Here is an 18,760-nt window from a genome sequence, read left to right as displayed (position 1 = left end):
AGCGCTTACTTCTGGGCAGCGCTGCGCCACGGGCTCTTGTTGACCTCTGCGGTAAGCTCGCCGCTGACCGGCGAAGTGAGCGGCCAGCGGTAAGCGCTGTCCGCCAGCACATAGCCATATAAACCTTCACCCAGTTTGCGACCCCCAATCGCGACATTGCTCAGCCGGGCATGGCCGTTGCCGCTGTTAGTCAGTTGCAGCCAGCGTTTGCCGCCCTCGCTGACCTGTTGCCAGCGCAGAGCCGGGCGGGCGGTGTCGGTGGAGAGCCCGGCGCCATAAACAAACAGCGGCACCGAATAGCGCATCTGGAAAGTCAGTCCGGCCTGATTCTCGCCAGGCGTGCGCGGTGTCGGGATCTCATCCAGCAACACCCGGTAGGCCAGCTCTTTACCGGCCGCGGGCGGCGTCTGTTTAATCAGCCTGACCAGCTGTTTCTGGCCCGGTTCCATCCGCACCATCGGCGGGCTGGCGACCACCTGCTGCTGGGTCTGATACTGCTCCTGGCCGTTGATTTGCTGCCAGTTGAAGACGCGGATCTGCATCATGGTGGTGCTGCTACCGCGATTCTCCAGCCAGAGCTCACTGGCTTTCTCTTCAGGATTAATCGCGGGATCAATAGGCCAGATCATCACCGAATTAGCGGCAAAGACCGGAGAGATCAGGGTGGGACTCAGCAGCAGCAGGGCGCGCAGTGACTTCATGTTCATATCCTTGTTTTCTATTGCCTCACCAGCTCAGGGTGACGGTCAGCGTATCGGTATAAACGCCGGCGCGCGCGGTGCCGGGGAGTTGTAGCTGGCCATAGATCGGCAGCGTAATATTACTGGCATTGCTGTAGCTCAGCGGCACCGCCTGGTTGACCGGGATCACCGTGGTGTGGCTGGCGTTACTAAAGAGCGTATAGGGAACGGTATTGCTGAAATTGGGCAGCTTCAGGTTGCGGGTGGTGGTGAAATTGCTGCCCTGATTAATGCTCATACTTAGTGTGGTGCCCGGTGTACAGGCAAGATTTATAGAGGTGCTTTGCAGAAAGCTGGCGCTGACGGTTGTGGCCGCCACGCCAGACTGCGAACCGAAATTAAGCGTGCCAAAAACGCCGGTATTGGTACCAGATATCACGCAGCCTGCCACCACCGAAGCGGTAACCTGGAAGGTGCTGGTGGGCAGACTCCAGGCGCTGATGCTCACTATCAGCAGAGGCAGACCGCATGCGATCATCAGGCAGGATCGCCAGAGAACCACCCTTATTTACCTGCGACAGCAGTTAATAGTTCACGGCAACGTTAATCGTATCGGTATAGGTTCCGGCAGGAATCAGGGGATTAAAACCACCGCCAACCACCCGGCCATAAATGGCGTAGTTGGTTCCCCGCGTCGGGTCAGTGGTTCCACTGGCCGCGATAGGTGTATTGTTGGCGATCGCCGTGGTGAAGGAGGCGTCACTGTAAAGGGTATAGGCGATGCCCTGCGCATTATTCGATCCGAGAATCAGATAACGCGGCGATGTCGAGGCAGTGCCATAGATGGTCGCCGGCGCAGCATTACTGCTGGTCACCACCACGCTGTAGTCCTGACCCGTGGTGCAGCGGACAAAAATACCGTTACCTGCCGCACCAACCAGTGTGGCGTTCAGAGTATCAAAGGTGGCGGCGCTGCTACCAAAGTTCAGGGTACCGAAGTTGACACCCGCCGTGGCTGACTGACCGTTCACCAGGCACCCGGTGGTCAGCGTTAACGTAGCATTGATGGTTCCCGAGGTCGTCGCCGCCTGGGTTAATGCGGGAATTGCGACAGTAAAACCTGCAATGGCACACAGAAAAAGCTTGAGTTTCATAATATTTCCTTACGGATTATCGAGAGTCAGTGCTTTTTCACCCGGTGTTTCTTAACGATTCAACCCAAAGTAAGGAAATAAAAGTAGCAAGGCGGGCAGTGCCGCTGTCTTAAGATAAATCTTAGACTTAAGAATGATGATTTATATCAATTTTACTTACTATAGATCACTTAATGCATTACGCGAAGTCCTGCCATTTATTTTCCATTAATCAAATGACTTCTCTGGCCGATAACCCAGTTACAGCAAGGCGTATAAGCAAAACGGGAAAGCAAAATCCCGGGTTTTTTTGGCATCTGACAGGCTTTCTGCTTCGGTGATATGTTCCTTTACCAATCAGACATAATAACGATTTACCCGCTGGCAAAGCAGACGGGTAATAAGACGCAGGCCTTTAAGGGCCTGCGTCTGCGGACATGTTTTGCCGGGCCTTCGGGTTCACAACATACCGAAATTTAAACACCTTCACCCATCAGGTGTTTTTAGATCATTTATCAGACTACACACAGCATCCGTTTCTGCGCGGGTGGTGAGGAGCTACAGATGTTGCCTGTCACCTGGGATAACGTTCTGATCGGCGTTTCGCTGATCGTGGCGTTTATTGCTTCTTTTACAGCCCTGGATACCGCCGGACGGGTGGCAGTATCCCGTGGCTGGAGCGCCCGGTTATGGCTGCTGGTGAGCGGCACCGCCATGGGCATTGGCATCTGGGCGATGCACTTTATCGGGATGCTGGCGATGATGATGCCGATGACGATGCGTTTTGACACACGGCTGACGATCCTCTCGTTGCTGGTGGCTATTCTGGCGTCTATGCTCGCCTTTGGTCAGACGGTGGGCGGTCTGCATCTCACGCGTCCGCGGCTGCTGCGCGGCGCGCTAATCCTCAGCGCTGGGGTCGTAGTGATGCACTATCTCGGCATGTATGCACTGTTGATTGATCCGCGACCGGAGTGGGATGCACTGCGGATCGCGCTCTCCATACTGATTGCCTTAGCGGCCTCAGGTCTGGCGCTGTGGCTGGCGTTTCATCTGCGTCAGGCCGACCATCCTCTGCTGATGAGGCGGGGCCTTGCCTCGCTGGTAATGGGCATCGCCATCGCCGGTATGCACTATGTTGGCATGTCTGCAGCCCACTTCAGTGAGAGCAGCACAATGCAGCCGGGCGGCGTCAGTAATCCGGGGCTGGCGTTGTGGGTGACGCTGATTACGTTGATCATTCTGGGTGTCACGCTGCTGAGCTCCATGCTGGATGCGCAGCTGCGCGCCGCGCGGCTGGCGACCCGACTCCGGCGCGCTAACCAGGAGCTGCGTCAGCTGGCGCTGCATGACAACCTGACCACGCTGCCCAATCGGGTGATGCTGGAGCAGCAGCTCGATCTGGCCATTAAACAGGCGATGCTCCATGAGCATCGCTTTGCCGTGATCTACATGGATCTCGATGGCTTCAAAGCGGTGAATGACACCTGGGGGCACCACGTCGGTGATCGCTTGCTGGTGGCAGTAGCGGAGCGGTTGCGCAGCCAGCTCAGTAACACGATGCTGCTGGTGCGTCTGGGCGGCGATGAATTTGTGCTGATGGCAGAGGCGTGCGACATTAGCCCGTCCTGTCAGCTGGCGCAAAAACTGGTTAAAGTAATCAGTACGCCGTTCGAGCTGGATCGCTACGTGCTGCACGTTTCACTCAGCGCGGGCATCGCAATATTTCCGCTGCACGGCCTCAACCGGCAGGAGCTGCTGCTGAACGCCGATGCAGCGATGTACCACACCAAACACAGCGGACGAAACGGCTGGTGCCTGTTTGAAGCGGAGATGAGAATTGCGACACAGCATCAGCTGGAGCTGGCAAACGATCTTTGGGAGGCGATCGATCGCCAGCAGATGCGCCTGTTCTATCAGCCTAAATTCCGTTCCGGTGGCACACGACTCATGGGGTTCGAAGCACTGCTGCGCTGGCAGCATCCGCAGCGCGGTATTCTGACGCCGGAACTGTTTCTGCCGCGTGCCGAAAAAACCGGCCAGATTGTCGCGCTCGGCAACTGGGTAATCGATGAGGCGTGCCGTCAGCTGAGAATCTGGCACAGTCAGGGCCACAGCGACTGGACGGTCTCGGTGAATCTTTCCGCGTTGCAGTTTCACCAGCGTGATTTGCTGAACACCCTGACGCAGACGCTGGCGCGGTATCAGTTGCCCGGGAGTGCGCTGATGCTGGAGATCACGGAAGTGATAGCTATGCGCGATCCCGTTTTCAGCCAGCAGCGTATTCGTGAACTGCAGCAGGCGGGCGTCAGCGTGGCCATTGATAATTTCGGCATCGGCTATGCCAACCTGCTGCATCTTAAGGATCTGGATGCCAGTGAACTCAAAATCGATCGCAGCTTTATCAACTGTCTGCGCCCTGGCAGTGAAGATGCGACCGTGGTCAGCGCGATGCTGACGCTGGCGCAGAGCCTTAACCTGCGCATGGTGGCGGAAGGTGTTGAGACGGAAGAGCAGCAGCAGTTGCTCACCAGCCTGGGCTTTGATGCGCTGCAGGGGTATCTGCTGGGCAAGCCGACGCCAGCGGACCGGGTTGATGCGTTTAATTTTCCCCTGCTGCGAACGCCGACAGCCTCAGTGCCGGTCTGACGCTGGCGATAGATTTCATCACTCAGAATGAGTGGAAAGGGCGCAGGGTTCACGGCTTATTTACCGCCGGGCCGTGCCGATAACAAAGAGTATAAATTTAAAATACCTCTGCCTGACCATCAGCATGGCTTTTTGCGGGAATGCACTATGTTAGCAACCTCATACGACTCTTTTATCGTTATCGTCTCCGTTCTTGTGGCGATGCTGGCTTCGTTTACTGCCTTAGATATGGCGGGAAGAGTGGTGCATTCCACCGGCAAAGTCGCGCTGGTCTGGCTATTCGGCGGCGGGTTTTCCATGGGCATTGGCATCTGGGCGATGCACTTTATCGGCATGCTGTCGATGAGCATGGAGATGGTCATGAGCTACAACGCCGGACTGACGGCCTTCTCCGCCGCCATCGCGGTCTGTGCATCAATATTTGCGCTGTGGCTGGTCTGCAGCAGTGCCGATCTGCCCTTATCGCGTCTGGTGGGGGGGGCACTGATCCTCGGCAGTGGCGTGGTGGCGATGCACTACACCGGCATGGCGGCGCTGATGTTCTCGCCCGGCATTGTCTGGAAGTGGGGCTGGGTAGGGCTTTCAGTCGTGATCGCCCTGGCCGCCTCTGGTGCAGCGCTGTGGCTGGCGTTTAATCTTCGGGAAGGGCAGACCAGCCGGATCACTCTGCTGCGCATTGGTGCCTCGGTGGTGATGGGCTGTGCGATTGCGGGCATGCACTATACCGGCATGATGGCGGCAGAGTTTCCTGTCCACAGTCATCCGGTCGGTCAGGGTGTTAACAGCAACTGGCTGGCGATTCTGGTCACGGTGGTCACGATCTCGATTCTGGGCATAACGCTGCTGGTCTCGATGCTGGATGCGCGGATGCAGGCGCGTACGTCGATTCTTGCCAGCTCACTGGCTGAAGCGAACCGCGAGCTGGCACAGCTGGCGCTGCACGATAACCTGACGCGCCTGCCAAACCGTATTCTGCTGGAAGACCGGCTGGAGCAGGCGATCAATAAAGCGAACCGTGAGCAGACGCAGTTTGCCCTGATGTTTATGGATCTCGATAGGTTTAAGGCAGTTAACGACGCGTTCGGGCACCACATTGGCGACAGTCTGCTGGTCGGCGTGACCGAGCGGATGAGCCAGCAGATGAACGGTTACCACACGCTGGCGCGGCTCGGAGGTGACGAGTTCGTGCTGCTGGTGGAGATTGATGATCCCAACGATGCGGCGGCCATTGCCGATAAGCTGGTTAAAGCGGTGGGGCGTTCGTTTGATATCTCACGCTATGAACTGGTGGTCTCGTTGAGTCTTGGCATCGCGGTTTATCCTGGCGATGGCATGGATGAGCGCGAACTGATGTTTAACGCCGATGCGGCGATGTACCACACCAAAAATAATGGCCGCAACGGCTATACCTTCTTCCAGCCCTCAATGAACATTCAGGCGCAGAGCCAGCTTCAGCTGAATAACGATCTCTGGCAGGCGCTGGATAACGATGAATTGCGCCTGTTCTATCAGCCAAAATATTGCGCCCCGTGTGGCCCGATTCTCGGTTTCGAGGCGCTGCTGCGCTGGGAGCATCCGAAGCGCGGCCTGCTGTCGCCGGATAAATTCCTGCCGATGGCGGAAAAGACCGGCATGATTGTCAACATCGGCAACTGGGTGATCCATGAAGCCTGTCGCCAGCTGCGCCAGTGGCATCTGCAGGGCCATCCGGACTGGTCGGTGGCGGTGAACCTTTCAGCGCTGCAGTTTGAGCAGTCGAATCTGGTAGAGACGGTGGTGGATGCGCTGGAAAAACATCAGATTCCGGCTGAACTGCTGACCCTGGAAGTGACGGAAACGACCGCGATGCGCGATCCTGATGAGAGCGTACGTATTCTCACCGAGCTGACCCAGCTCGGCGTAAAAGCCTCAATTGATGACTTCGGCACGGGCTACTCCAGCCTGCTCTATCTGAAACGTCTGCCGGCCAGCGAGCTGAAGATCGACCGGGCCTTTGTGAATGAACTCCAGCATCAGAAAGAAGATGCCACCATTGTGTCGGCGATTGTGGCACTGGCGCAGTCGCTGCAACTGAAAGTGGTGGCTGAGGGGGTTGAAACCGCCGAACAGCAGGCTTTCCTGACCCGCCTGGGGTGTAACACGCTTCAGGGCTATCTGCTGGGCAAGCCGGTTCCCCCGGATCGGGTGCCAGACCTGGCTAATTTTGTGCTGGCGGAAACCGATGAGGCGTTGGCGGATGTCAGCCTGAGCCCTGAAGTCGATCCACTGTTGACGCCGCAAGTGGCGGCGGTCTGAGACGCCTGACGCCGCTCATAATCCGCGCGGTCGCATGCGCTAAGCGATAGCCGCCTGCCATTGGTCGCCTGCCGTGGTAAAGTCTCGCGCTTAAACTACTTGCGGTTTAACTATTCACGGTTAAACAGGGAGAGGCGACCCGTGGCGAAATACCAGCGATTGATGGATGAGATTCAGCAGCAGATTGAGGCCGGCATCTGGCTGCCGGGCACCCGTTTACCCTCTCTGCGTCAGCAGGTGGCGCAGCAGGGCGTCAGTCTGATGACGGTGCTGCATGCCTATGAATTGCTGGAGAGTCAGGGCTGGATCGTCTCCCGCCCACAGTCAGGTTACTACGTGGCACCGCGAGCCTTAGCCCCCGCACCGCTGAGTGTGGCAATCAGCGAACAGGTGGATATCAACGATTTTGTGTTTGATGTGCTGCAGGCCACGCGCGATCCCGCTATCGTGCCATTTGGTTCCGCTTTTCCCGATCCCGCGCTCTTTCCACAGCGCCAGCTGATGCGATCACTGGCGAACGTCTCTCATCATCTGACGCCAACCGATGCGCTGCACAATCTTCCACCCGGCAACGCCACGCTGCGACAGCTCCTCGCGCAGCGTTATGCGCGTCAGGGCATCACTCTGTCGCCGGATGAGATTGTTATTACCAGCGGGGCGCTGGAGGCGCTGAACCTCAGCCTGCAATCCCTGACCGAACCCGGCGACTATGTAGTGATTGAACATCCGGGTTTTTATGGCGCGCTGCAGGCGATAGAGCGACTGAAGCTCAAAGCGCTGGCGATTCCGGTCGATGCAAACCAGGGCATCGACCTTGTTCAGCTGGAGGAGGCTCTGCAACGCTGGCCGGTAAAGGCCTGCTGGCTAATGACAACCCTGCAGAATCCACTGAGCGTGACGTTAACCCCGGAACGCAAACAAGCGCTGGTGGCGCTGCTTGCACGCTATCAGGTACCGATGATCGAAGATGACGTCTATGCCGAACTCTGGGCGGGGAATGTGGCGCCATTGCCGGCGAAAGCCTGGGATCGCCAGGGTAACGTGCTGCACTGCGGGTCGTTTTCAAAGTCGCTGGTGGCGGGATTTCGCGTTGGCTGGGTTGCGGCAGGACAACATGCGCAGCGTATTCAGCGGCTACAGCTGATGAGCACGCTCTCGACCAGCGCCCCGATGCAGCTGGCGCTGGCCGATTTTCTTGCCACGCGGCGTTACGACACTCATCTGAAGCGGCTGCGGCAGATTCTGGCGAAGCGGCAGCAGATGGTGCGGCAGGCGTTGCTGAAGGTGCTGCCACCACAGGCCATGGTCAGCGAAGCGCGCGGCGGCTATTTTCTCTGGGTGACGCTGCCGGATCGCATCAATACTACCCGGCTCTATCAGCAGGCGCTGGCGCGGGGGATCAGTATTGCACCGGGGCAGTTATTTTCGGCAGGGGAGCAGTTCAGTCACTGTTTTCGGCTGAATACCGCCTGGCCGTGGGATAGCCGGGCCGAGGCGGCAATAGCAACGCTGGGTCAGTTGATGGCGGAGCCGCAGAGCGATTAAACCCGTGCCGCTTCCTGATGGCCCCAGGTCAGGTAGTAGACATCATAGAAGTCCACTTCCCCTTTTTGTGTCAGCAGACGCTGGATGCCGGTTTTTACCCGCTCCGGCGTCTCAGGCAGCGACAGAATGCGGGAAATAGCCTGTTCGCGCACCGGCTGGACGTAATACCACTCGCCGTTGTAGCAGACGCGCAAATCGAGCGCATCGATATCTTCGAAGCGATATTTCGGGTTGATATCCAGCAGCATCAGCACGCTCATCACCAGCACAAACACGGTGGCAAACCAGAAAGCGGGCCAGCCGAGCATCTCGGTGGTGAAAATCAGCGCCACGCACAGCCCATAGCAGAGGTACATGACTGCCCAGAGGCCAGGATGGTTTTTCAGAAACGAGAGGCTAAAGCGCGGCAAATTGTCGCGACGTTCTTCGCGGTTCAGCGTGGCGATCTCGTCAATCAGAATTTGTTTAATAGCGTCCATTGGTTACCTCACTGTCATCTGTTAGCTATTACAACAGATAACAGTCAAGCATATCAGAAACAGATTTGTTCGATTTTTCTATAACAGTTGAGAAAATGCGTGCCAGAAAAACCGGCTGAAGCGGCGGGGGTCTGTACATGTGACATTTTGCAACACTTTGCCGCAGTAAGAACCGCTTCCCGCCGTCCCGCAACGACCTCGTTGCAATATTGTTAACGACACATTTGGCTTTAGTCAGCAATATCAGTCAATTATCTCAATTGTGTTCTCTGGCGCACATTGCATTGTGCTGGAGGTTTGCCACACTTAGAAAAAACGGAGAACCTGTATGCGTGCCACATCCTCCAGTCTGATGTTAATGATGTCCTTTGCTGCGGGAACCTTCTCGGCCGGGGCCTCTGATAATCCTCAGCATCTTATGTTCGGTATCCCCTCGGGCGGCGTGCCTAATAACCCGTTACCTCTGATTATCTGGCCGCGCGTGGTGCCGGAAGATGAGGAGATCGCGACGTGGTTTGAAAAAACCTTCGAAGAAAACGGCTGGCCGCCTGCCTGGCGTTATCCGATTTTCCCCTATACCCATTATCATCCCAACACCCATGAACTGCTGGGCGTGGCGGAAGGCTGGGCGGAAGTGCTGTTTGGCGGCGACAGTGGCCGGATGGTCACCCTGCGCGCAGGCGATGCGGTGCTGATTCCTGCAGGTGTCGGCCATCGTCAGGTCAGCGCCAGCGAAGATTTTATGGTGGTGGGTGCCTATCCGCAGGGCATGTCGCCAGAGACGATGCGCGATGAGCCTGCGAAGCTGAAAGTGGCCCACGAGCAGGTGAAAAAAGTGCCCTTGCCGACGCAGGATCCTTTTACCGGCAAAGAGGGCGCCTTAACCGAGATCTGGCAGCCCATTGCCGCACTGCATTTACAGCAACAGATGGATCTGTAAATATCTGCGCCCGTCACGAAATAATTAAGCGCGAGCACGTCTCGCGCTTCTGCTTTTTTGCCCTGAAATCTGTTTTAAACGCCAATGCCATGCGCGTAATCCTGTTGTCATACCATTGAATATTTGGCCACCGCTGCCGATATATCACCTGCTAAGATTAGTTATTCTTCTTGATACGCTTGTGTTTGCAGACCTTTTCCGCTTTAGTCTCGGCCAGTTTATTAAGAACATTCTTAAGCCATTAACCGGCTCCCGAGCAGCAGGCAAATAACAATGGATAATAACTCTGATGTCATCTATCGCATGCTGGTACAAAGCGTGATCGATTATGCGATCACCATGCTTAAACCGGATGGAACCGTCGCCAGCTGGAACGGCGGGGGGCTGCACGTCCTGGGTTACAGGCCAGACGAAATTATTGGTCAGCATGCCGCTCTGTTTTACAACGAAGAGGATCGCCGTCGCGGTCAGCTTCAGCGCGAACTCGATACGGCAGCGACCACCGGACGGTTTGAAACCGAAGGCTGGCGCTGTCGTAAAGATGGCAGTACGTTCTGGGCTCACGTGGTGATCTATCCGATCCGCAATGAAGTGGCCCAGCTGGTCGGATTTGCTGCTATCTGCCGTGACTGTACCCGGCAACAGGAACAGCAGCACAAAGAGCGGGAGCAGGAGTCGCGCTTCCGTCTGCTGGTGGAAGGCGTCACCGATTACGCCATCTACATGCTCGATCACGACGGCAACGTGGTGAACTGGAATGCTGGCGCGCAGCGGGCCAAAGGTTATGTGGCAGAAGAGATCGTCGGTCAGCATTTTTCCCGCTTCTACAGCGCGCAGGATCGGCTGAATCATGTTCCTGAGCAGAACCTGCAAACCGCGTATCGCACCGGCCGTTTTGAAGATGAAGGCTGGCGCTATCGCAAAGATGGCAGCGCCTTCTGGGCGAATGTGGTGATCGACACGATCCGCGACGATCAGGGCAAGCTGCTGGGCTATGCCAAAATCACCCGCGACTGCACCGAACAGCAGCGCATCCGCAGTGAGCAACGGGAGCAGGAGCAGCGTTTCCGTCTGCTGGTAGAAGGCGTTACCGATTACGCTATCTATATGCTCGACGTCGAGGGCGTGGTGGTGAACTGGAATGCCGGCGCACAGCGCGCCAAAGGTTACACAGCGGAAGAAGTGGTCGGTCAGCACTTCTCACTGTTCTACAGTTCCCAGGAGCGGCTGAACCGGACGCCGGAAGCCAACCTCGGTATCGCGCTGAAAACCGGCCGCTTTGAAGATGAGGGCTGGCGTTACCGCAAAGATGGCAGCGCTTTCTGGGCGCATGTGGTGATCGACGCCATCCATGATGATGACGGTAAACTGGTCGGCTTCGCCAAGATCACCCGCGACCGCACGGAACGCCGTGAACAGGAGCAGCAGATCCTGCGCGCCCGCGATCTGGCCGAAGCTCAGAGCACCCAGAAAACGGCGCTCTCCAGATTCCTCGATAACATCATCGCCAACATCCCCTCCTGCGTGATTGTGGAAGATGCGATCACACGTGAAATCCTGCTGGTTAATGACCGCACACAGCAGCTGTTCGGCCTGTCCAAATCACTGATCGTCAACAAGCGTCCGCACGAATGCATGTCGCCTGAACTCAGTGACTACTTTAATAATCTGGCCGATGTTGCGCTGCGCAGTGAAGGCATGCATGAGCGCGAGCAGTTGCTGATGACCGCCAGCGGCGAACGCATTCTGCATACCCGCGCTACCGCGATTAATGGCCAGGATGCGCGTCGTAACTATCTGATGCTGCTGGTAGAAGATGTCACCGACCAGCGCGCCGCCGATGCCCGTATTCACCATATGGCGCACCACGATAACCTTACCAGCCTGCCGAACCGCATGCTGTTCCGCCAGCGTCTGAGTGAAGCCTTACGCAGCGCTGGTCAGGCACAGCGTCAGACCGCCGCGCTCTGCCTTGACCTCGATAACTTTAAAAATGTAAACGATGCACTGGGTCACCAGATTGGCGATGAGCTGCTGCGCAGCGTGGCAAAGCGTCTGCGCAACGTGCTGCGCGACCAGGATACGCTGGCGCGTATCGGTGGCGATGAGTTCGCCATCGTGCTGCCTTCGGTGGCGAACAGTGATGAGGCAAGCGCGGTAGCGCAGCGCCTGATCGAGGCGATTCGTTCGCCGGTTAATGTGGAAGGTCATAATCTGACGGTTGGGCTGAGCGTAGGTATTGCACTCAGCACCACTATTACCAATACGCCAGAGCAGCTGCTGCGCTGTGCGGACATGGCGCTGTATGAAGCCAAACGCAACGGCCGTAACCGCTATGAGCATTTTACGCTGGAGATGGACGATGTGGCGCGCAGCCGGCGTCTGATTGAAAACGATCTGCGTGATGCGATCAGTGGCGGGCATCTGCGGCTCTACTATCAGCCCATCACCAATGGCGATCACCACACAATTATTGGGTATGAGGCGCTGATGCGCTGGCATCATCCGATCCGTGGCTTGATCATGCCAAACGACTTTATCCCGATTGCGGAAGAGACCGGCCTGATCCATATGCTGGGAGCGTTTGCGCTTTACGAAGCCTGTCGTGAAGCGGCGAGCTGGGAAGGGGTGCAGTCGGTCTCGGTCAACCTCTCACCATTGCAGTTCAAAAACAGCTCGCTGGTGCCGGTGGTCGAAGGCGCGCTGAAGGAGTCGGGTCTCGATCCGGCGCGGCTGGAAGTTGAGATCACTGAATCGGTGCTGCTGGATGATTCACTGGGGAATATCCGTACCCTGCAAAACCTCAAGGCGCTGGGCGTGCAGATTGCGCTGGATGATTTCGGCACCGGCTATTCGTCGCTGAGCTACCTGCGCTCTTTCCCGTTCGACAAAATCAAAATCGACAAATCCTTTATCAACGATATGGGCGACAGCCGCGAGGCGCTGGCAATCATCCGTGCCATTACGGGCATGAGCCGCAGTCTGGATATCCAGATTACCGCCGAAGGGGTAGAGAGCGATGAGCAGTTCGCTAAGCTGCGCGATGAGGGCTGCACGCTGTTTCAGGGCTTTCTGTTTGGACGGCCTCAGCCGTCAGAATTGCGACTGAAGACGCTGAGTTAATCCTCCCGCATTAATCATAAAGGCCATGCTGCTGGACCGGCGCATGGCTGAGATTGTCGCGGATGCGACGCACAGACTCCCGCACCACCAGCCTGCCATTCAGCAGCAGGCTACCGGTGGGTGTGCCGGGATTCAGTCGCATCTCCTGTAGCATTCTCACTGCTGCAGCGCCCAGCTCATCACGCGGCACCTGCACCGACGTCAGCGGAATATCGTGAATAGCGGCCAGGTTAAACCCATCCATACTCATCACTGAAATATCCTGCGGCACCCGCAGGCCTGCTTGCTCAAGCGCAGTGACGGCGCCAGCGGCAATGTAATCTCCGCTCGCGAGAATCGCCGTTGGGCGCAGCGCATCCGGGCAGTGGCGCAGATATTCCCCTAATCGTTCCGCCGCCTCATTGCTGCTGAAGCTATTCAGGGTCAGCAGATGCTGGCGGCTGTCAAAGCGCAGGTTCATGGCATGCCAGGCGTCGCGCACGCCCTGAAGTCGTTGCTCCATGGTGTAACGGCGCAGGCAGTGCAGCGACAGGATCTGCCGGTGTCCCTGCTCAAACAGATAACGCGCTGAAAACTCGCCGATCAGCTGATGATGCGGCGAGACCGACGGCAGGCGCATACGACGATCGCGGGCGTTAATCAGCACGCAGGGTTTGTTCATCTCCGCCGCCAGCTGATGGATATGCTCATCATCAATGCCAATCAGCAACGCCGCTTCGGTCTGCTGCATCTTATCGATAAACAGCGCGGCATCACTTTCCACCTCTTCCAGCGGGCAGTAGCGCAGCCGTACCTCGTGAGGCTCCACCGCCTGGCTAATCCCCTGAATGACCTTGTAGTAGAAGATGTCACTGCGCACGTCGAAGGCGCGGGGTGGGGCAAAGACCATCAGGTTATTCAGCAGCAGGCGACCACTATGCAGGTTGTTAAGCACGCCCTGCTGCTGCGCCACGGCCAGCACTTTGTCCCGGGTAGCGGGCCGGGTATTCGCTTTACCCGCCAGCACGCGCGATACCGTGCTGATCGAGACGCCGCTCAGTGCTGCAATTTCGCCTACTTTCAGCCTTTGTTTCATTCTGTGATCGCCTTCAAATCTGCTAATGAAAAATTTTTCATAGTGTGCTGAATCGTGTCAGATAAGCGTTTCAGTGCTATTTCCTGTTGGTATTAAGCCTGCCATGAAAATCGTTGCAAAAAAGGGGCTGTACCCACGTTTCGCACTTTTCTAAGTTCGTGAAAAGGACACGCGGTACGCCTGCTGGCGGTGTGCGTCATCAATGGTAATCAGGAGTGGCACAATGAGCCTCGAATCAACAACGAAACCCATCAGTGCGTCACGCACGGTGCGCGTGATTAAAAATTTACGCTGGTGGATGCTGGGCATGTTCCTGCTGGGTGTCACCGTCAATTACATCACCCGCAACTCACTCGGCATTCTGGCACCGGAACTGAAAAACAGCCTGCATATGAGTACCGAACAGTACTCCTGGGTGGTCGCCGCGTTTCAGTTGGCCTATACCCTGTTTCAGCCCATCTGCGGCTGGCTGATCGATGTGATCGGACTGAAGATGGGGTTCCTGATTTGCGCGCTCATCTGGTCGGTGACCTGCCTGCTGCACGCTGGCGCGGGAAGCTGGCTGCATCTGGCGCTGCTGCGTTTCGTCATGGGGGCGTCAGAAGCGGCGGCCACACCGGCTAACGCCAAAGCGATCGGTGACTGGTTTCCCAAAAAGGAGCGTCCGGTTGCTGCGGGCTGGGCGGGCGTCGGCTTTTCAATTGGTGCCATGCTGGCTCCCCCGATTATCTATGTCGCGCATATTACTTTTGGCTGGCAGGGCGCCTTTCTGCTGACCGGCGGCCTGGGCCTGCTGTGGGTGGGACTCTGGTGGTGGGGCTATCACTCGCCGGAAACCCATCCTCGTCTCTCTGATGAAGAGCGCAACTTTATTAATCAGGACAACGAAACGATCGGTGAAAAATTGCCGTTTTTCACCGCGCTGAAAGTGATTGGTAAAGAGAAGAAATTCTACGGCATCGCTATTCCTGCGTTTCTGGCTGAACCGGCCTGGGCGGTGCTGAGCTTCTGGGTGCCACTCTATCTTGCCAATGAGCGCGGCATGGATCTCAAGCAGATTGTGATGTTCGCCTGGCTGCCATTCCTGGCCGCCGACCTTGGCAGCGTCGCCAGCGGCTATCTGACCAAAATCTACGTGCGCTGGTTTGGACTTACCCGCGTCAACTCCATTGTCGCCAGTTCGGTGACCGGCGCTCTGTTGATGGTCTCGCTGGCGCTGATGACGCTGGTGAAAGATCCCTGGCTGGCTATCGCCCTGATCTCCGTCGGTGGCTTCGGTCATCAGGTGATCTCCTGCATGCTGAGCGCGCTGGTGGTAGAGCGTTTTGATCGCCGCCAGATGGCCACGGTCAACGGCATGCGCGGCTCCTGCGCCTGGATCGCCAGCTTTATCTTCTCGCTGATTATCGGTGTCACCGCCGATACCATCGGCTTCAATCCGCTGTTTGTGGCGATGGGCTTTTTTGACCTGATTGGTGCCGTTTTCCTGGTGATGCTGATCGCCGAACGCCGCCAGCGCCCTGCTAACCCATAAGGATATCGCGATGAAAACCCTGAAGAACTGGACGCTGCATCAGCAGGCGGATCACTTTGTTGAGCTCAAAGTCGAACAACGTCATTTCCTGCGGCTTTATGTGCTGGAAGAAAAGCTGATGCGCGTGCTGCTGAAACGCGACGGTGAGCTGGCGCTGAACCGCACCTGGAGTATTGCGCCCGGTCAGGATGTGCCCTGGGAGGGACGTGACCGCGAGGCGCTGGATGGTTTTACGTTGCCGACGTTTCAGGTGGAACACGATGCGCAGCAACTGCGTCTCAGCACCCAACAGCTGCGCGTCACCGTGCATCAGCCGCTCTGCCTGAGCTGGGAGCAGTTCGATGGCGAGAACTGGCAGCCACTGACGGCCGATCGCCACACCGGCGCTTATCTGCTGAATGCGCACGGCGACGGTGTCGAGCACTATCAGCGTCGTCAGCCGCAGGATCGGGTGTATGGTCTGGGTGAGAAGAGTGGCGACCTGAACCGCGTTAACCGCCGTTTTGAGATGCGTAATCTCGACGCCATGGGCTACAACGCCGCCAGTACCGATCCGCTCTACAAACATATTCCGTTTACCCTGACGCAGCGCGATGGCGTCAGCTTTGGCCTGTTCTATGACAACCTCAGCAGCAGCTGGCTCGATCTGGGAAATGAGCTGGATAACTACCATCTGCCTTATCGCCGTTACCGCGCCGAGGCGGGTGATCTTGATTACTACATGATGCTTGGCCCGACGCTGCTCGACGTGACCAAAGCCTTTGTACGCCTGACCGGACGCACGCTGTTTCAGCCGAAGTGGAGCCTGGGTTACAGCGGTTCTACCATGCATTACACCGACGCGCCGGACGCACAGCAGCAGCTGCAATCCTTTATCCGCCTGTGTTGTGAGCATGAGATTCCCTGCGACTCGTTCCAGCTCTCATCCGGTTATACCTCGATTAATAACAAGCGCTACGTCTTCAACTGGAACTACGACAAAGTCCCGAATCCCAATGCGCTGAGCGACGCGTTTCATCGTGCCGGAATGAAGCTGGCGGCCAACATCAAGCCCTGTCTGCTGCAGGATCATCCTCGCTATCAGGAAGTCGCATCACAGGGGCTGTTTATTCGTGATTCTGAGCAGGATCGTCCTGAGCGTTCGGTGTTCTGGGATGATGAGGGATCGCACCTGGATTTCACCCATCCGCAGGCGGTGCGCTGGTGGCAGGAGAATGTTACTCAGCAGTTGCTGGAAAAAGGCATCGATTCCACCTGGAACGATAACAATGAATATGAGGTGTGGGATGGCGAAGCGCGCTGTCACGGTTTTGGTCAGCCCATTGCCATCAAGCATATCCGGCCGGTGATGCCGCTGCTGATGATGCGCGCCTCAATGGAAGCGCAGCAGCAGTTTGCTCCAGAGAAACGTCCTTATCTGATCTCCCGTTCCGGCTGTGCCGGGATGCAGCGCTATGTGCAGACCTGGAGCGGCGATAACCGCACCAGCTGGCAGACCCTGCGTTACAACATCCGCATGGGGCTGGGAATGAGCCTGTCCGGGCTGTTTAATGTCGGACACGATGTCGGCGGCTTCTCTGGTGATAAACCGGATGCCGAGCTGTTTGTGCGCTGGGTTCAGAATGGCGTAATGCATCCGCGCTTTACTATCCATTCGTGGAATGACGATCACACGGTGAACGAGCCGTGGATGTACCCGGCAGTCACACCGATGATCCGCAAGGCGATCCGGCTGCGTTATCGTCTGATGCCTTACCTCTATAATCTGGCGTGGCAGGCCAGTGTGGAAGATGAGCCGATGCTGCGTCCGACCTTCCTCGATCACGAGCAGGATCCGCAGACGTATCAGGAGTGCGATGACTTTATGCTGGGACGCGATTTGCTGGTCGCCAGCGTCGTAGAGCAGGGGGCGCGCAGCCGTGAAGTCTATCTGCCACGTAACCGTGACGGCTGGTATGACTGGCACAGCGGTAAGGCGTTTGCAGGTGGCGAGACCATCACGCTGGATGCACCGCTGGATCGGCTGCCATTGCTGGTGCGGGCTGGTGCAGTGATCCCGCTGGGCGAGTGCGAAAGCACCACCGATGCACGGCGCGATACGGTGCGGCAATGGCAGCTATGGCCAGCACCAGAAGGCATAACGACTCAGGGCGAAATGTTTGATGACGATGGCGAGAGCCACGGCTGGCAGCAGGGTAATGCACTGTGGCTGAGCTGGACATTGTGCAGCAGCGCTGACCGCATCGACCTGACGGTGGAAAAACGTGGTGATTACCAGCCTGCCTGGCGAGAGATCGCACTGTTACTGCCTGAAGGTGAACGTCGTGAACTGTGGGTGAATGGCGAGCAAGCGGCGAGTTACCGGCTGGAATAGCGGTGCAGTGGTGTCAGCAAGACGGAAATAAGATCGGCCCCGAAAAGGGGCCGATAACGCTTATTCTGCGTGGCTCTCGGTGCTCATGCGGCCCAGATCTTTATCGACCAGGAACAGACCGTTGCCGCTGTTGCTGACCAGCGCCAGTTTATCCAGCACGGTTTTGAACAGTTTCTCTTCTTCGTGCTGCTCGGCAACATACCACTGCAGGAAGTTGAAGGTAGAGTAATCCTGTGAGGTCATCGCAGCATGGGCCAGTTCATTGATTTTGCTGGTGATCAGCTGCTCATGCTCCAGCGCCTGCTGCAGAATCTCATTCAGTGAGGTGAAAGAGACGGGCGGCGCAGCGATGGTGCCCAGCACTGGCATGCCGCCGGTATCGCTCAGGTAATCAAACAGACGCTGCATATGCTGCATCTCTTCGCGTGAATGCATCTTCAGGAAGGAAGCGGCACCCTCAAATCCTTTGTCGCTGCACCAGGCGCTCATTTGCAGATAAAGATTGGCAGAGAAAAATTCCAGGTTCAGCTGGTCGTTTAAACGCCCAGTCATTTCAGCAGTCAGCATGGCCGAGTCCTTTTAAGAAGATGTTAAATACAGATATATAGTCGGTGAATTATGCATCAAACATGTTAGTAAAGTGAAGCCTTTTCGGCAAAATAAGCTAATTTATCTGATTGATTTAAATAGAATTATTTCGGAAATTGAATGCGACCAATTCTCATTGGGTATCACAGGTTATCGGGCAATAACGCCAGGGTAATCAGCACCATGATAGTGCGGGCGGGTGTGGATCTGCTGGTGCAACCATCACAAACGCAGGCGAAATAGCCGTCATCTGATGACGAACCGAAAATATTACCTCGCGGTCGGAAAACGTTATTTCGGAAAGCGAATGACGGCTGGCAGGGATTAAACGTCCGGAAGCGACAG

The 18,760-nt window shown here is 56.7% G+C and carries 13 protein-coding genes; 7 read left to right on the top strand and 6 right to left on the bottom strand.

The genetic code is table 11. From position 1 onward, the window contains the following. Positions 1 to 5: 5 nt before the first annotated feature. The 3 genes from HZZ01_RS15965 to HZZ01_RS15955 are packed head-to-tail and all read right to left on the bottom strand — an operon-like array spanning position 6 to position 1,834. On the bottom strand, positions 6 to 701 hold the full coding sequence (locus HZZ01_RS15965) for a molecular chaperone (protein ID WP_179898560.1): 696 nt from the start codon (positions 699 to 701) through the stop codon (positions 6 to 8). Positions 702 to 726: 25 nt separating this feature from the next. Then, positions 727 to 1,218, bottom strand: coding sequence for a spore coat U domain-containing protein (locus HZZ01_RS15960; protein ID WP_179898559.1), 492 nt, complete (start codon positions 1,216 to 1,218; stop codon positions 727 to 729). Between the two features lie 46 nt (positions 1,219 to 1,264). Continuing rightward, entirely contained in the window at positions 1,265 to 1,834 is a 570-nt protein-coding gene (locus HZZ01_RS15955; RefSeq protein ID WP_179898558.1) for a spore coat protein U domain-containing protein, read from the bottom strand. 543 nt (positions 1,835 to 2,377) lie between these two features. Between HZZ01_RS15955 and HZZ01_RS15950 the strand changes: the two genes are divergently transcribed. The 3 genes from HZZ01_RS15950 to HZZ01_RS15940 all read left to right on the top strand — a co-directional run bounded on the left by HZZ01_RS15950 (position 2,378) and on the right by HZZ01_RS15940 (position 8,302). Next, positions 2,378 to 4,462, top strand: coding sequence for a bifunctional diguanylate cyclase/phosphodiesterase (locus HZZ01_RS15950; RefSeq protein WP_179898557.1), 2,085 nt, complete (start codon positions 2,378 to 2,380; stop codon positions 4,460 to 4,462). 147 nt (positions 4,463 to 4,609) lie between these two features. Next, entirely contained in the window at positions 4,610 to 6,757 is a 2,148-nt protein-coding gene (locus HZZ01_RS15945) for a bifunctional diguanylate cyclase/phosphodiesterase (RefSeq protein ID WP_179898556.1), read from the top strand. Positions 6,758 to 6,898: 141 nt separating this feature from the next. Next, positions 6,899 to 8,302 carry a PLP-dependent aminotransferase family protein gene (locus tag HZZ01_RS15940; protein ID WP_179898555.1) on the top strand — a complete coding sequence of 468 codons (1,404 nt, stop codon included), beginning with the start codon at positions 6,899 to 6,901 and terminating at the stop codon, positions 8,300 to 8,302. Here HZZ01_RS15940 and HZZ01_RS15935 read toward each other — a convergent pair. Then, the gene (locus HZZ01_RS15935; RefSeq protein ID WP_136197976.1) at positions 8,299 to 8,781 is read right to left on the bottom strand and encodes a YlaC family protein; all 483 of its coding nucleotides are present in this window, start codon (positions 8,779 to 8,781) and stop codon (positions 8,299 to 8,301) included. The genes HZZ01_RS15940 and HZZ01_RS15935 overlap by 4 nt on opposite strands. Positions 8,782 to 9,109: 328 nt before the next feature. On the opposite strand from HZZ01_RS15935, the gene HZZ01_RS15930 reads away from it, so the two are divergent. Both HZZ01_RS15930 and HZZ01_RS15925 read left to right on the top strand, forming a co-directional pair. Further along, entirely contained in the window at positions 9,110 to 9,721 is a 612-nt protein-coding gene (locus HZZ01_RS15930) for a cupin domain-containing protein (RefSeq protein ID WP_179898554.1), read from the top strand. Positions 9,722 to 9,994: 273 nt separating this feature from the next. Beyond that, entirely contained in the window at positions 9,995 to 12,844 is a 2,850-nt protein-coding gene (locus tag HZZ01_RS15925; protein WP_179898553.1) for a bifunctional diguanylate cyclase/phosphodiesterase, read from the top strand. Between the two features lie 10 nt (positions 12,845 to 12,854). Here the strand turns inward: HZZ01_RS15925 and HZZ01_RS15920 are convergent, their stop codons facing one another. After that, entirely contained in the window at positions 12,855 to 13,919 is a 1,065-nt protein-coding gene (locus HZZ01_RS15920; protein WP_179898552.1) for a LacI family DNA-binding transcriptional regulator, read from the bottom strand. A gap of 223 nt (positions 13,920 to 14,142) precedes the next feature. Here HZZ01_RS15920 and HZZ01_RS15915 point away from each other — a divergent pair, with 223 nt between their 5' ends. Further along, a complete protein-coding gene (locus tag HZZ01_RS15915) occupies positions 14,143 to 15,453 on the top strand; it encodes an MFS transporter (protein WP_179898551.1) in 1,311 nt (436 codons plus the stop codon). A gap of 10 nt (positions 15,454 to 15,463) precedes the next feature. Continuing rightward, on the top strand, positions 15,464 to 17,827 hold the full coding sequence (locus HZZ01_RS15910) for a TIM-barrel domain-containing protein (RefSeq protein WP_179898550.1): 2,364 nt from the start codon (positions 15,464 to 15,466) through the stop codon (positions 17,825 to 17,827). A 60-nt stretch (positions 17,828 to 17,887) separates the two neighbouring features. Here the strand turns inward: HZZ01_RS15910 and ftnA are convergent, their stop codons facing one another. Beyond that, positions 17,888 to 18,394: a non-heme ferritin gene (ftnA, locus tag HZZ01_RS15905; RefSeq protein ID WP_179898549.1), complete on the bottom strand. Its 507-nt coding sequence runs from the start codon at positions 18,392 to 18,394 to the stop codon at positions 17,888 to 17,890. Between the last annotated feature and the right edge of the window lie 366 nt (positions 18,395 to 18,760).

This window comes from Pantoea sp. WMus005 (assembly GCF_013415305.1).
Taxonomy (GTDB): Bacteria; Pseudomonadota; Gammaproteobacteria; order Enterobacterales; family Enterobacteriaceae; genus Pantoea; species Pantoea rara.
Note: the sequence above shows the minus strand (reverse complement) of the source record. Positions and strands in the feature narration are given on the sequence as shown.

Excerpts from the sequence above, each read along its gene's own strand:
- HZZ01_RS15965 (WP_179898560.1), bottom strand. The coding sequence starts at position 701 with ATGAAGTCACTGCGCGCCCTGCTGCTGCTGAGTCCCACCCTGATCTCT.
- HZZ01_RS15960 (WP_179898559.1), bottom strand. The coding sequence starts at position 1,218 with ATGATCGCATGCGGTCTGCCTCTGCTGATAGTGAGCATCAGCGCCTGG.
- HZZ01_RS15955 (WP_179898558.1), bottom strand. The coding sequence starts at position 1,834 with ATGAAACTCAAGCTTTTTCTGTGTGCCATTGCAGGTTTTACTGTCGCA.
- HZZ01_RS15950 (WP_179898557.1), top strand. The coding sequence starts at position 2,378 with ATGTTGCCTGTCACCTGGGATAACGTTCTGATCGGCGTTTCGCTGATC.
- HZZ01_RS15945 (WP_179898556.1), top strand. The coding sequence starts at position 4,610 with ATGTTAGCAACCTCATACGACTCTTTTATCGTTATCGTCTCCGTTCTT.
- HZZ01_RS15935 (WP_136197976.1), bottom strand. The coding sequence starts at position 8,781 with ATGGACGCTATTAAACAAATTCTGATTGACGAGATCGCCACGCTGAAC.
- HZZ01_RS15930 (WP_179898554.1), top strand. The coding sequence starts at position 9,110 with ATGCGTGCCACATCCTCCAGTCTGATGTTAATGATGTCCTTTGCTGCG.
- HZZ01_RS15925 (WP_179898553.1), top strand. The coding sequence starts at position 9,995 with ATGGATAATAACTCTGATGTCATCTATCGCATGCTGGTACAAAGCGTG.
- HZZ01_RS15920 (WP_179898552.1), bottom strand. The coding sequence starts at position 13,919 with ATGAAACAAAGGCTGAAAGTAGGCGAAATTGCAGCACTGAGCGGCGTC.
- HZZ01_RS15915 (WP_179898551.1), top strand. The coding sequence starts at position 14,143 with ATGAGCCTCGAATCAACAACGAAACCCATCAGTGCGTCACGCACGGTG.
- HZZ01_RS15910 (WP_179898550.1), top strand. The coding sequence starts at position 15,464 with ATGAAAACCCTGAAGAACTGGACGCTGCATCAGCAGGCGGATCACTTT.
- ftnA (WP_179898549.1), bottom strand. The coding sequence starts at position 18,394 with ATGCTGACTGCTGAAATGACTGGGCGTTTAAACGACCAGCTGAACCTG.